Consider the following 13,773-nt stretch of genomic DNA (forward strand, 5'->3'; position numbering starts at 1 on the left):
GTGGGGGAGTGAGGGGCGGGGCGGCGAGGTAGTCCCCCGGGGCCCTCGCCCGGCCGCGAACGCCCGGCCGTAGACCCGACCGTAGGTCCGACCAGCGGAGGCATCATGCCCGACCGACCGCGCACGCTCGCCCCGCTCGCCGAGTGGGCGGCCGACCGTTACGCCGGCCGCCCGGCCCTCCGCTTCTCCGCGCCGGACGGCGCCGGCGGCGCCCCGACGGACGTCGGCTACGAGGAGCTGCGCGACACCGTACGGACCGTCGGGCGCGCCCTGCTCACCCTCGGGGTGCGGCCCGGTGACCGGGTCGCCGTCCTCGCCCGTACCCGTCCCGAGTGGACGTACGTCCAGCTCGCGGCGCTCGCCGCCGGCGCCGTCGTGGTGCCCGTCTACCCGACGGCCGGGGACGAGGAGCTCGCCTGGGTGCTGTCCGACTCCGCCGCGAGCGTGGCCGTCGCCGAGGACGCGGCCCAGGCGGCCCGGATCGCCGCGCTCCGCGCCCGGGGGTCGGGGCCGCGGCACGTGGTCGTCATGGAGGGGGCCCCAGGCAGTGCCCGAGCGGGGGCGGACGTCGTGGCGCTGGGAGCGATCGCGCCCACCGCCTCCGTCGCCGAGCTCCTCGCCCGTACCGGCCGGGTGACCGCCTCCGACCTGTGCGGCATCGTCTACACCTCCGGCAGCACCGGGCTCCCCAAGGGCTGCCGGCTGACCCACGGCAACCTCGTCGCGGCCCACGACGCGACCGCCGACTTCATCGCGTACGAGCCCGGCGACAGCATGTACCTCTACCTCCCCCTCGCCCATCTGCTGGCGCAGCTGGTGCAGTTCGGCACCCTGCTGAGGGGCGCGACGCTCTGCTACCACGGCGGCCGGAGCGAGGACATCATCGCCGGCCTCGCCGCGGCGCGGCCGACGCATCTGCCGTCCGTGCCCCGCCTCTTCGAGAAGGTGCACGGCATGGCCCTGGCCATGGCCGACGCCGAGGGGCCGGACGGGCGGGAGCGGCTCGCGGCGGCCGTGCGGACCGGCCTCCGGGTCGCCGCCCTGCGCGAGCGCGGAGAGGAGCCGGACGGGCCGCTGCGGGCCGCCTGGGAGGCCGCCGAGGAACGGGTGTTCGCTCCGGTGCGGGAGGTCTTCGGCGGGCGGCTGCGCTGGGCCCTGACCGGGGCCGCGCCCATCGCCCCGGACACCCTGGACTTCCTCCGCGCCTGCGGCGTCCTGGTGAACGAGGGGTACGGGATGACCGAGACGGCCGGAGTGGTCTCGCTGAACCGGCCGGGGGCGTACCGGCCGGGCACGGTCGGCCGGCCGGTGCCCGGCTGCGAGGTGTGGGTGGCGCCGGACGGCGAGATCCTCGTGCGGGGGCCGGGGGTCTTCCCCGGTTACCACCGCGATCCGGACGCGACCGCCGCCGTCCTGGACGAGGACGGCCGGCTGCGTACCGGGGACCTCGGCGCGCTGGACTCCGACGGTTTCCTGACCGTCACCGGCCGCAAGAAGGACCTCGTCATCACATCGAGCGGCAAGAACATCACGCCCGCCCTCCCCGAGGCCGCCCTCCGGAGGTCCCGCTGGATCTCACACGCGGTACTGGTCGGCGACCGCCGCCCGTACCCGGTCGCGCTGCTCACTCTGGACGCCGCCGTGATCGCCGGCTGGGCGGCCCGGGAGGGCGTCGACCTGGGGCCCGAGGGGCCGGAGCGCCACCCGGCCGTACGGCGGCTGTGCCAGGAGGCGGTGGACGCCGTGAACGCCCGTTCGGCCGGGCCCGCCAGGATCCGGGCGTTCACGATCCTGCCGGGGGATTTCGGGGTGGAGAGCGGGGAGCTGACGCCGACCCTCAAACTGCGCCGTTCGGTAATCCTCGAACGTCATGCCGGAGAAATCGACGCGCTGTACGAGAGCTGTATGAAAGTACGAAGTTAAGAAAGTGTTAAACAAACGCGGCGGGTGATTTGCGGCGGGAGGGACGCCCGGGGCGGGAAAATGCGGAAATCCCGATCACGGAAGCGATCGCGGTGCGTCGCCCGAGACGGGGGAGGCGGGGGAGAAGTCCGTTCTCCGGGAGCCGGTCCGCGGGTGGAGCACCGATCCGCGGCCGTAACCCTCCGGTGGCTCTGGCCCCAAGGTGCGGTGGCGCGCGCACACGACGGCGCAAAGGCAGGAGCCCTGCCTCGCCGTTTCGACGGCGGGGCAGGGCTCCTTGGTGGTGCTGTGTATCGACCGCGACCGGCCGGTCACCGCTCGCCGGCCCGCGAGGGCCGGTCCCGTGTTACTGGGGGGTGACGTTCTCGGCCTGCGGGCCCTTGGGGCCCTGGGTGACGTCGAAGGTCACCGGCTGGTTCTCCTCGAGGGAGCGGAAGCCGGAGGCGTTGATCGCGGAGTAGTGGACGAAGACGTCGGGGCCCCCGCCGTCCTGGGCGATGAAGCCAAAGCCCTTTTCAGCGTTGAACCACTTCACGGTTCCGGTAGCCATAAAGCCCTCCTTGGGCCCAAAGGGTTGCCCTGCTCCAGAACCTGCGAGAAGTCCTAAAACGACGAAAGCCTGCGGGTTACATGCTCCGCAGGCTCTGTACTGCAAGGGAAACCAAACTGCAACTTGCGGTGAGCGTAGCACGGAGCCTTCTTGCGGCGGAAGAGTTGAAGATCACGCTCAAGGTGGGTTTTCGGTCCGCCAAAGGAGGAAAAGCTCGTCCGTCGGACGCGACCCCGTCCGCACCCCCCGCGCGGGTGGCCCGAAGGGCGCGGGGCTAGCCTCCGGATGTGGACAATTCAGCATCCGACGCACCCGTACCCGACGCCTCGGCCACACCCGCACCGGCGGCCGGCGCACCCGCAGCGGAAGCCCAGGGACCGCGTACCCCGGAGTCCCGCGCTCCGCACGATGCCTGCCCGGCCCCGAAGCGGCGCGTCCGCCCCCGCGTCGGCCACATCCAGTTCCTGAACTGTCTGCCGCTGTACTGGGGGCTCGCCCGGACCGGGGCGCTGCTCGACCTCGACCTGTCCAAGGACACCCCCGAGCGGCTCAGCGAGGCGATCATCCGGGGTGACCTGGACATCGGCCCGGTGACCCTCGTCGAGTACCTGCGCCACGCGGACGAGCTGGTCGCCATGCCGGACATCGCCGTCGGCTGCGACGGTCCGGTGATGTCCTGCATGCTCGTCTCGCAGGTGCCGTTGAAGGAGCTCGACGGGGCGCGTGTCGCCCTCGGCTCCACCTCCCGCACCTCCGTGCGCCTGGCGCAGCTGCTGCTCTCCGAGCAGATCGGGGTGGAGCCGGAGTACTTCACCTGCCCGCCCGACCTGAGCCTGATGATGCGCGAGGCGGACGCCGCCGTGCTCATCGGCGACGCCGCGCTGCGGGCTTCCCTGCACTACGCGCCCAAGCTCGGCCTGGAGGTCCACGACCTGGGGCGGATGTGGAAGGAGTGGACGGGCCTGCCGTTCGTCTTCGCGGTGTGGGCCGTGCGCCGCGACTACCTGGCCCGCGAGCCGGAGACCGTCCGCAAGGTGCACCAGGCGTTCCTGGCCTCCCGTGACCTGTCCCTGGAGGAGGTCGGCAAGGTGGCCGAGCAGGCGGCGCGCTGGGAGGCGTTCGACGCGGAGCTGCTGGAGCGCTACTTCACCACGCTCGACTTCCGCTTCGGGCCCCGGCAGCTGGAGGGCGTCATGGAGTTCGCCCGCCGCACCGGGCCGACGACCGGCTTCCCCGCCGACGTCCGGGTGGAACTGCTGGAGCCCTGACCCCTTGGGGGAGGGGTCAGGGCTCCATGCTCGTGGGGGTTCGCCGGTGGCGGGCTCCCGTCGGTGGGGTCCGGCGGGTGTCAGGCGACGGGCCCCTGCATGTGCTCGCTGATCCACTGGATCAGGCCGCCGGACTCCATGTTGGGCACATACGTCTTGGCGTTGTGTTCGCCGCCCTGGATGACGTGGTACTTCGTCTTCACCGGGCCCTTGTTGCCGTACGCGGCGACGAAGGCGTCGATCGGCGGCTTGACCGGCTCGTTCCCGCCGACCTGGATGCCCAGGTAGACCTCCGGGCCGCCCTTGGCGATCAGCCGCTGGGCGAGGACCTTGGAGTTGTTGTCCGCCCGCTCCTTCTCGTGGCCCTTCCAGAGGAGCGAGTCGGGGACGATGTCCGGGCCGGAGGCGATGACGGCCTTGAACTTGTCCGGCTTCTGCAGGACGGCCTTGAGGCCGGCGGTGCCGCCGGTGGAGGAGCCCATGAACGCCCAGCCGTCCCGGGACTTGATCGTCCGGAAGTTCTCCTTGATCAGCTGGGGGACGTCCTCGGTCAGCCAGGTGCCCATCTTCGGCTGGCCCGGGATGTCACTGCCGTCCCAGTAGCGGCCGGGCGTCTTGTCCCCGGGCTTGTCGTGGTTCTCCGGGTTGAGGACCGGCATGGCGATGATGAAGGGCAGGCTCTTGCCGGCCTTCGCCCACTTCTGGACGGAGTCCTCCAGCTTGAGGTCCGCGCCCATCCAGTAGTTGTTGGGGAACCCCGCGCCGCCCGGCAGCGCGATCAGTACCGGGAAACCGCTGTCCTTGTACTTCGGGTCCTTGTACTCCTCGGGCGCCCAGACCCACACCTTGCCCGTGAAGCCGGACTTCTTCCCCTGGTACGTGGTGACGGCGATCTTGCTGCCGTCCTGAACCGTGCCGGAGATCTTGAAGTCGGCCTTCGGGCCGGTCGGCATCAGTGCCTTCGAACCGGGCTTCCCGCCGCCGTTCTTCCCGCCGGACCCGTCGTCGAAGGAGATCGGGTCGCCCTTGTCGGAGAACACGTCGAAGTAGTTCAGCACCGGGTAGGCGATCGCGCCGAGCACGGCTATGCACACCGCGACCAGGAACCAGCGCTTCGCCCGCGTGGCCCTGCGGTGGCCCCGCGACTGGTAGGCGCCGTTGGCTGAGTTGCTCATCCTGTCCCTCTGGACGTTTCTGCTGTCCCGAAGGACATGGCGGTCTGTTCCGTACGGGCCGGGCGCGGCGTGGCCGCGGGGCCAGGGGGCCCCGCGGCGGAGATCAGGAGGTGGCCTCGACCGGTCCCGAGATGTGCTCGCTGATCCACTTCATGCTGCCCTGGTCCATGCCCTTCACATAGGTCCTGGCGTCGTGCTTGCCGCCCTGGATGACCTGGAGGTGGGTGTGGATGGGGCCCTTGTTGCCGTAGGTGGCGATGTACTTGTCCACCTTCCCCTTCACGGTTCCTTCAAGGGTGCCGTACTGGAAGGCGAGGTAGACGTCCGGGCCGCCCTTGGCGATCAGCTTCTTGGAGAGGACCTCCGGGTTGTTGGCGGCCATCTCCTTGGGGTGGCCGTTCCACAGCCGGGAGTCGGGGACGATGTCCGGGCCGGAGGCGATGACGGCCTTGAACTTGTCCGGGTGCTTCAGCACGGCCTTCAGGCCCGCGAAGCCGCCGGTGGAGGAGCCCATGAACGCCCAGCCGTCCCGGGACTTGATCGTCCGGAAGTTCTCCTTGATCAGCTGGGGGACGTCCTCGGTCAGCCAGGTGCCCATCTTCGGCTGGCCCGGGATGTCACTGCCGTCCCAGTACAGCGGGTCGGCGTTCTGCGGGTTCAGGACGGGCATCGCGATGATGAAGGGCTTGCCCGTGCCCTCCTCGGACCACTTGGCGACGCTCGACTCCAGGCCGAGGTCGGTGCCCATCCAGTAGTTCATCGGGAAGCCGGGGCCGCCGGGCAGTGCGATCAGCACCGGGAAGCCGCTCTTCTTGTACTTCGGGTCCTTGTACTGCTTCGGCGCCCAGACCCAGACCTTGCCGGTGAACCCGGACTTCTTGCCGTGGTAGGTGACCACGCCGATCTCGGTGCCGTCGCTCAGGGTGTTGGCGTTCTTGAACGGGGCCGCCGGGCCCGTCGGCATCGCGACCTTGGAGTCGGCCGGCTGGGCGGGCTTGCCGCCGTCGTTCCCCCCGGCCTGACCGCCGCCCGCCGGAATGTCCTGACCGAAACTGACCGGCTCGCCCTTCCGGGAGAAGGGGCCGATCTCCAGGTACTTCAGGACACCGGTGGTTATCAGGCCGAGGACGGCTATGGAAGCCGCCACTATGATCCAGCGTTTGCGGCCGGAGGCCCGCCGGCGGCTCTGGCCCCGGTAGGACCCGTTCGAGTGCGTCATCGCGTCGCTCCGGACGATTCTGCTGCCCCGAAGGACATGACGGTTTGTTCCGTCCTAGTGGATGGGCAAACCCGGGAGGCGGGTTCCTGGGACAGGCCATGAATTGAGTCATAGGCTGAAAATCGGGGGCGGACGGCCCCTTCTGGGGGGAGGCGAAGGTCCCGATGCGGCCGTTGCTGGAGGAAGATCCGCGCGCCGTCGGCCCGTACCGGCTGCTGGGCGTGCTCGGCGCGGGCGGCATGGGCCGGGTCTACGTGGGCCGCACCGCGGGCGGCCGGACGGTGGCGGTGAAGGTCGTGCACCCGCGGCTCGCCCTCGACGAGGAGTTCCGCTCGCGCTTCCGGCGCGAGGTGGAGACGGCGCGGCGGGTCGGCGGCGCCTGGACCGCGCCCGTCCTGGACGCGGACCCGGGCGCGCCGGTGCCCTGGGTGGTGACGGGGTACGTGGCCGGGCCCTCCCTGGACCGGGCGGTCGCCGACGTCGGGCCGCTGCCCGAGCCTGCCGTCCGCGCGGTGGGCGCCGGGCTGGCCGAGGCGCTGGCCGCCGTGCACGGGCTGGGCCTCGTCCACCGGGACGTCAAGCCCTCCAACGTGCTGCTGCCGCTCGACGGTCCGCGGCTGATCGACTTCGGTATCGCCCGGGCCATGGACGGCACGACCTCGCTCACCGCCACCGGCGTCGTGATCGGCTCGTCCGGGTACATGGCGCCCGAGCAGGTGCTGGGCCGCCCGCTGACCGGGGCGGCGGACGTCTTCTCGCTCGGCGCGGTCCTCGCCTTCGCCGCCGGGGGCGGCCCGCCGTTCCCCGGCGAGCACCACGCGTCGATCAACTACCGCGTGGTCCACGGCGATCCGGAGCTCGGGCCGGGCCTGACCGGGGAGCTCCGCGAGCTGGTGACGGCCTGCCTCGCCAAGGACCCGGCCGACCGCCCTGCCCCCGCCGACCTGCTGCGCCGGCTCACCGACGGCCGCCCGGCGGGCGCCCTCGTCGGTCCGGGCTGGCTGCCCGCGCCGCTGGTGGAGCAGGTGAGCCGGCAGGCGGTGGAGCTGCTGGGGCTGGAGGGGTGGGAGGGGGATCCGGGGGCGCCCGGGGCGTCTTCCGAACCGGTCGGCGAGAACGGCGTTTCGGGTGGGCCCGATGGGTCCGCTCCCACCGGCACCTTCGGGCCGGCGCTCGGCTACGCGCCGACGGAGTGGGGCGGCGGGCCGGCGCTGGCGGGGAACGGGCACGGCCCGGGTGGGCACGGCGGTGCCTCCGGTCCGTCCCCCGGTGCCTCCGGTCCGTCCGCCGGGCCCTCCTCCGGGTCCGGGCCCTCCTCCTACGAGGCGTGGCCCGGCGGCCCGATACCCGTACGGGACGGCAGCGGTCCGGGCGCGGCGTACGGCTTCCGCGAGGGCCCGGGGACGGGTGCCGGGGCGGGCCCGGGCGCGTACGGCTCCGGCGGCCCGTACGACGTCTCCCCGTACGACCCCTCCGGGGCGAAGAGCCACGGCGGGCCGGGTGCCGGCCCCTACAGCGACCGGGGCCCCTACGGGGACCGGGGGGACGCGCCGGGCGGGAAGGCGGCACCGGCGAAGCGGAGCGCGCGACGCCGGGCGCTGCTGTTCGGTCTGGCGGCGGCCGGGGCGGTGGCGCTCGTCCTCGCCCTGCTGCTGGGGCAGGGCATGTGGCCGTTCGACGGGGACGGCGGGAAGGACCGGAGCCGGGGTTCCGGGGCGAAGCGGAACGACCGCGCGGCGTCCGGGAGGAACGGGGTGGTGCCCGGGGGGTTCGTGGGGACCTGGACCGGGGGGATCACGCAGAGCAACGGGTTCCCCAACGGCTCGGTGGTCAGCGTCATCAGTCAGGGCGCCGAGGGCGAGTACGTCGTCCGGAACACCTACGACATCATGGGTGTCTACCAGTGCCGGGCCAAGGCGGTGCTGAAGTCGGCGAGCGCCACGAAGATCACGCTCACCGAGGTCACCGACGGGCCGAAGGCCCCCGGCTGCACGGGCAACGAGGCGACGCTCGTCTACACCCTCACCTCCGACGGCAGACTCTCCTACGCGTCCGACGACAAGAAGGGCGGCTCCCCCACCGCCACCCTCACCCGCACCGGCGGCGGCTGACCCCGGCCGCCCCCGGGGCTGTCGGACCCCTGGCGTAGGCTGGTTCGGTCTTGACGAACCCCCTCCGAAGGGACGCACGGTGACAGAGAACGCCGACCTCTCGCCCTCTGAGATCGCAGCCGTCCTCGACCGCGCCGCCGACGGCGGGCGGATCACCCCGGAGGAGGCGCTCGTCCTCTACCGGTCCGCTCCGCTGCACGCGCTGGGCGCGGCCGCCGACGCCGTGCGCCGACGCCGTTACGCGGGTACCGAGCACATCGCGACGTACATCATCGAGCGCAACATCAACTACACGAACTCGTGCGTCACGGCGTGCAAGTTCTGTGCCTTCTACGCCCCGCCGAAGAGCGACAAGGTCTGGACGCGGCCCCTCGACGACATCCTGCGCCGCTGCGCGGAGACCGTGGAGCTGGGCGGCACGCAGATCATGTTCCAGGGCGGCCACCACCCGGAGTACGGGGTCGAGTACTACGAGGAGCACTTCTCCGCGATCAAGAAGGCGTTCCCGCAGCTCGTGATCCACTCGCTGGGCGCCTCCGAGGTCGACCACATGGCGCGGATCTCGGGCGTCTCCGCCGAGGAGGCGATCCGCCGCATCCACGCCGCCGGTCTGGACTCGTTCGCGGGCGCCGGCGCCGAGCTGCTGCCGGAGCGGCCGCGCAAGGCCATCGCGCCGCTGAAGGAGTCGGGCGAGCGCTGGCTGGAGATCATGGAGATCGCCCACAACCTGGGCGTCGAGTCGACCTCCACCATGCTGATGGGCACCGGCGAGACCAACGCCGAGCGGATCGAGCACCTGCGGATGATCCGTGACGTGCAGGACCGCACGGGCGGCTTCCGCGCGTTCATCCCGTACACCTACCAGCCCGAGAACAACCACCTGAAGGGCCGGACGCAGGCCACGATCTTCGAGTACCTGCGCATGATCTCCATCGCGCGGCTGTTCCTCGACAACGTCGCCCACATCCAGGGCTCCTGGCTGACCACGGGCAAGGAGGTCGGCCAGCTGTCGCTGCACTACGGCGCGGACGACCTGGGCTCGATCATGCTGGAGGAGAACGTCGTCTCGTCGGCGGGCGCCAAGCACCGCTCGAACCGGCAGGAGATCATCGACCTGATCCGCAAGGCGGGCCGCGTCCCCGCGCAGCGGACGACGACGTACGAACACATCGTGGTCCACGACGACCCGGCGAACGACCCCGTCGACGACCGTGTCGTCTCGCACCTGTCCTCCACGGCGATCGAGGGCGGCACGGCCCACCCGGAGCTCAAGCTCGTCGCCGCCGACTGAGGCCCGCTCCGGTGCTGACGATCCACGCGGCCGGGCTGCTGCTGACCGGCGATCCGGCGGCGCGGCCCGTGCCCGGCGGCGCCGTCCTGGTCGACGGCGGGGCCGTCGCGGCCCTCGGGCCGCTCGACGAGGTGACGGCGGCGTACCCGGGCGCGCGGGTGCGGCGCTGGCCGGGCGTGCTCACGCCCGGCCTCCGGCAGTGGCACGGCCTGTGGCTGCTGACCCGCGCCTACCACCCGGACCCGCGCGAGTACGACGACCTCGGCGACCGGCCGCTGACCGGCGACCGCCTCGCGGCCCTGGAGATGACGGAGACCCGCAGGTCGGGCAGTGTCCGGCGGGGCCTCCAGCGCATGCTGCGCTACGGCACGACGGCGGTCGGCGGGCCCTTCCGCGACACGGTGGTCCGTACGGCCGTCTCCCGCTCGGGACTGCGCGAGGTCCCGGCGACCCTTGCCCCCGGCATCCTCGCCGAGCCGCCGGACCTCGACCCGTTCCGCGGCGCGTCCGCCTTGGCCGACGTGATCCCCGCCCCCCTGACCGTCGGCGGCCGCGCCGACCTGGCCGCGTTCGACGTCCCGGACGAGGCGGGGCTGGTGGCGGCGGGGGCGGGAACGTGTGTGGCCACGGTGCTGGGCGGACGGCTCGTCTACCGGGGCGCCTGAGGGCGGCGCGGTGCGCCCCGCTCATCACATCGGGTGACGGTACCGTCGTATCCAGGACCGCGGTCCGCACGCGCGTCCACACTCGCGTTCATGGGAGCAGTGATGATCGCAGAACGGCTGGAGCAGGCCGCCGAGCCGGAGAAGGCCACTCCTGAGAACTGGATGTTCCCACCGGAGAACGGATGGACGGTGGACCAGGTGGAGGACCTGGAGCTGCCGTTCGACTGGGAGCTCGTGGACGGAGTGATCGTGGTCAGGGGGAGGCCCTCAGCATGGCACAACGTGGTTCGTTCCAACATCAAACAGCAATTGAAAGGGTGCGTGACCGGGCACTACGCGGCCTTGGACGAGCAATGTGTCCTGATCGATGAGCAGAACCCTCCGGTTCCCGACGTAGTCGTGTTCGACAGGAGAGGCTGGGACGTCTTTCAGGCGAAGCACCTGCCGGTGGAGAAGGCCGTGCTCGTCGTCGAGGTCGTCTCCCCCGGCTCCCGCCAGGACGACCGCGTCCGCAAGCCCGCCCTGTACGCCTCCGCCGGGGTGAGGAACTACTGGCGCGTCGAGCGCGGCGAGGACGGGCTGCCGGAGGTGCACGAGTTCTGGCTGCACAAGGAGACCGGGCAGTACGTCTCGGCTCCCGACCGGCCGGTGCACACGGGCAAGCTGGAGACGGACCGGCCGTTCCCCATCGTCATCGACCTGGCGGCGCTGGTCGAGCTCTGAGGGCGACGCTCCCGTCAAGGATCCGTAGCGGGCGCCCCCGAAGGCGTCAGCAGTCCGTCAAGGAGAAGCCTCCCCTCCGCTTTCTCCGGCAGAGTGATCACCGCGGGCCGGCCGCTCCGGTCGTCCGCGGTGCGGAGTGGAGGGCCCGGCCGTGTGACGGCCGGCCGGAAGAGCTGTGCCATCGGTACGGGGACGGCGGCCGTCGACGGGCGGTGCCGGATCCCGGGGGTGTGCCGGTGGACCTGGGGGCGCGGGGGCTCGCAGGAAAGGCGCTCACCGTGCCGTGGAGAGTGACGTCGTCGCGGAGCGGCCGGGCCGTCCAGAGGCCCCTGTGTCCGGCGGAAGGGGGCGGAGGTGAAGAATGGGGGCGTGACCCGAGCCTCCCTGGACAAGCAGCCGCACGAAGTCGCCGCGATGTTCGACGACGTGGCGGCCAAGTACGACCTGACCAACGACGTGATCTCGCTGGGCCAGGCCCGGCGGTGGCGCAAGCACGTGGCGGCCGCCGTCGCGGGACGCCCGGGGGAGAAGGTGCTGGACCTCGCGGCCGGCACGGGCACCTCGTCGATCCCGTTCAGCGCCGACGGCGCGTACGTCGTCCCCTGCGACTTCTCGCTGGGCATGCTGCGCGAGGGCAAGAAGCGGCACCCCTGGATGCCGCTGACCGCCGGTGACGCGACCCGACTGCCGTTCGCGGACGGGGTGTTCGACGCCGTCACCATCTCCTACGGCCTTCGCAACGTGCAGGACACGGACGCGGCGCTGCGCGAGATGCTGCGCGTGACCAAGCCCGGGGGCCGGGTGGTGATCTGCGAGTTCAGCCACCCCACCTGGAAGCCCTTCCGCACCGTCTACACCGAGTACCTGATGCGGGCCCTGCCGACGGTCGCGCGCGCGGTGAGCAGCAGCCCGGACGCGTACGTCTACCTCGCCGAGTCGATCCCCGCCTGGCCGGACCAGCCGGCGCTCGCCGGGCGGCTGCTGAAGGCCGGCTGGACGGACGTGGCGTGGCGCAACCTGGCGGGCGGGATCGTCGCCCTGCACCGGGGCAGGAAAGCGGCCTCTCCCGCCGGCTGACGTTCGGTAAGGTTCCGGCCTCGGCTTTCCTGTACAGGCCGGGAGACACCGAGTCACCGGAGCGTTTATGACGTCGTTCTGCCCGTCTTGTGGGGCCGCCTTCACGGCCGGTGCCCGCTTCTGCATGGCGTGCGGCAAGGAGCGGCCCGTGGTGGAGGCGGCCGGTGGCGGGGCGGCGGACGCCACCCCGGCGCCGGCCCGGCCCGCCACGCCACCACCGCCCGCCGGGCCACCCACCGCATCGCCTCCGCCCGGCGCACCGCCTCCGCCCGGCGCGACGCCCCCGCCGTTCGGGCCGCCGCCCGCCGCGCCGCCGTACGCCGCGCCCGCCGGGACCGCCGGAGCCTATGGCCCGCCGCCGGCCGCGCCGCCGGGTGTGCCGGCCCCGCCGGGGCCCGTCGCCGTGTTCCTGCGCCGGGTGTTCACCGGCGACTGGGCGGGTTCGGCGCTGGCGGCCCTGTGGCCGGTGGCCCTGCTGCTGCTCCTCGCGATCGGCTTCTCCGCGCCGTCCTGGGGCTCGGACTCCTCGGACTCGGGCTCGTCCGACTGGCCGGGCTCCGACTCCGGCTCCGGAGACTCCGACGACGGCGCCGTGTCCTGGACCGAGCGGTTCAAGGTGGTGATCGCCGTCCTGGTGCAAGGGCTCGGCGGCACCGCCGACATCGAGGGCGACGCGGGGTCCTACGAGTCGTCGCGGGTCAGCGGGTCCATATCGTTCTGGCTGCTGACGATGACGGTCCTGTGGACGGTCGCCGTGGTCCTCGGCGCCCGTTGGCTGCGCCGGGCCCGGCCGGCCGGCGCCGGCCTCGACGCCGCGCCGCGCATCGGCATCGTGGCCGGCGTGTTGGTGCTGGTGTTCGGGCTGTACGGGCAGCCGGACTGGATCGACGGCGGGGTCTCCACCACGCCTGTGCTCGCCGCGCTGTTCACCTTCGCGCTCACCACGCTGGTCAGCGGCGGCGTGCTGTCCCGGGACGCCGTCCTCACCCGGCTCGGCCCCGGCGCGCGGATGGTCCTGCGGTCGGCAGGCACGGCCCTGCGCGCCCTCGCACTGGCCGTGGGCCTGTGGGCCGCCGTCCTGCTCGTCGTCCTGATCTACCAGCTCGACCAGGAGAACGCCCTCTCCGGCTGGGCTCTGGTGGCCATCCTGGCCTTGGTGGTCAACGCGGCGCTCGTGTGCGTCGGCGGTTCCTGGGGTGCGGACCTGACCGCCCGGGCCGGGGCCGGCGCCGGCCGCTACGGAGACGACGACGGGTGGTTCGGGTCCTCGTCCGGCTCCGGATCCTTCGGCCGCAGCCACGAGTTCGGCCTCTCCGATGCCGGTGACGTCTGGGGCGGCTGGGCCCAGGCCGGGATCGTGGCCGTGGGCGTGCTCTGCGCCCTGTCGCTGACGCTGATGGCGGTACGCCGGGCGCGGGAGGGCAACAAGGAGCTGGTGCTGTCAGGGGTGTTCTTCCTGATGGCGGTGTGGCTCCTGGGGCTGGTTGCGGGCTTCTCGTCCGAGTGGAAGGGGCGTTCCCGCGGCGGCATCATCGGCGGCTTCGCCAACACGGAACTCGGAGTGAACGGCGGCGAGCTGTTCCTCTTCGGGATGCTGTGGACGGCCGGCGCGGTGCTGCTCGCGGTGCTCCTCTCGCAGGGGCGGAAGGGTGGCGGGACGTTCGCGGGTCCGTACGGGCCCCCGCCCGGGCCTCCGGCGCCGTTCCACGCGCCGTTCGCGCCGCCGGCGGGCGCCCCCGTGACACCGCCCCCGGCGCCGGAGGCCCGGGCG

Annotated in this window: 11 protein-coding genes; 8 read left to right on the forward strand and 3 right to left on the reverse strand. The window is 72.4% G+C overall.

The window, feature by feature from the left end:
* Positions 1 to 105 precede the first annotated feature (105 nt).
* Complete coding sequence (locus ACSNOK_RS21615; protein WP_436782390.1) at positions 106 to 1,923, forward strand: AMP-dependent synthetase/ligase; 1,818 nt, start codon at positions 106 to 108, stop codon at positions 1,921 to 1,923.
* 346 nt (positions 1,924 to 2,269) lie between these two features.
* Here ACSNOK_RS21615 and ACSNOK_RS21620 read toward each other — a convergent pair whose 3' ends face one another.
* A complete protein-coding gene (locus ACSNOK_RS21620; protein WP_436782391.1) occupies positions 2,270 to 2,473 on the reverse strand; it encodes a cold-shock protein in 204 nt (67 codons plus the stop codon).
* Positions 2,474 to 2,928: 455 nt separating this feature from the next.
* Between ACSNOK_RS21620 and ACSNOK_RS21625 the strand changes: the two genes are divergently transcribed.
* The gene (locus tag ACSNOK_RS21625) at positions 2,929 to 3,741 is read left to right on the forward strand and encodes a menaquinone biosynthetic enzyme MqnA/MqnD family protein (RefSeq protein WP_436782400.1); all 813 of its coding nucleotides are present in this window, start codon (positions 2,929 to 2,931) and stop codon (positions 3,739 to 3,741) included.
* 80 nt (positions 3,742 to 3,821) lie between these two features.
* Here the strand turns inward: ACSNOK_RS21625 and ACSNOK_RS21630 are convergent, their stop codons facing one another.
* Both ACSNOK_RS21630 and ACSNOK_RS21635 read right to left on the reverse strand, forming a co-directional pair.
* Entirely contained in the window at positions 3,822 to 4,916 is a 1,095-nt protein-coding gene (locus ACSNOK_RS21630; RefSeq protein WP_436782392.1) for an alpha/beta hydrolase, read from the reverse strand.
* A 103-nt stretch (positions 4,917 to 5,019) separates the two neighbouring features.
* A complete protein-coding gene (locus tag ACSNOK_RS21635) occupies positions 5,020 to 6,135 on the reverse strand; it encodes an alpha/beta hydrolase (RefSeq protein WP_436782393.1) in 1,116 nt (371 codons plus the stop codon).
* 164 nt (positions 6,136 to 6,299) lie between these two features.
* Here ACSNOK_RS21635 and ACSNOK_RS21640 point away from each other — a divergent pair, with 164 nt between their 5' ends.
* From ACSNOK_RS21640 to ACSNOK_RS21665, 6 genes are all read left to right on the forward strand, one after another.
* The gene (locus ACSNOK_RS21640; RefSeq protein ID WP_436782394.1) at positions 6,300 to 8,246 is read left to right on the forward strand and encodes a serine/threonine-protein kinase; all 1,947 of its coding nucleotides are present in this window, start codon (positions 6,300 to 6,302) and stop codon (positions 8,244 to 8,246) included.
* Positions 8,247 to 8,325: 79 nt separating this feature from the next.
* Entirely contained in the window at positions 8,326 to 9,537 is a 1,212-nt protein-coding gene (gene mqnC, locus ACSNOK_RS21645) for a cyclic dehypoxanthinyl futalosine synthase (protein WP_436782395.1), read from the forward strand.
* An 11-nt stretch (positions 9,538 to 9,548) separates the two neighbouring features.
* Positions 9,549 to 10,202 carry an amidohydrolase family protein gene (locus tag ACSNOK_RS21650; protein WP_436782396.1) on the forward strand — a complete coding sequence of 218 codons (654 nt, stop codon included), beginning with the start codon at positions 9,549 to 9,551 and terminating at the stop codon, positions 10,200 to 10,202.
* A gap of 90 nt (positions 10,203 to 10,292) precedes the next feature.
* A complete protein-coding gene (locus ACSNOK_RS21655; RefSeq protein ID WP_436782397.1) occupies positions 10,293 to 10,925 on the forward strand; it encodes a Uma2 family endonuclease in 633 nt (210 codons plus the stop codon).
* Between the two features lie 369 nt (positions 10,926 to 11,294).
* On the forward strand, positions 11,295 to 12,002 hold the full coding sequence (locus tag ACSNOK_RS21660) for a demethylmenaquinone methyltransferase (RefSeq protein WP_436782398.1): 708 nt from the start codon (positions 11,295 to 11,297) through the stop codon (positions 12,000 to 12,002).
* Positions 12,003 to 12,069: 67 nt separating this feature from the next.
* Positions 12,070 to 13,773 (forward strand): hypothetical protein (locus tag ACSNOK_RS21665; RefSeq protein ID WP_436782399.1); only part of this gene is annotated, 1,704 nt, incomplete at its 3' end.

It is taken from the genome of Streptomyces sp. URMC 126 (assembly GCF_051386555.1).
Classification (GTDB): Bacteria; Actinomycetota; Actinomycetes; order Streptomycetales; family Streptomycetaceae; genus Streptomyces.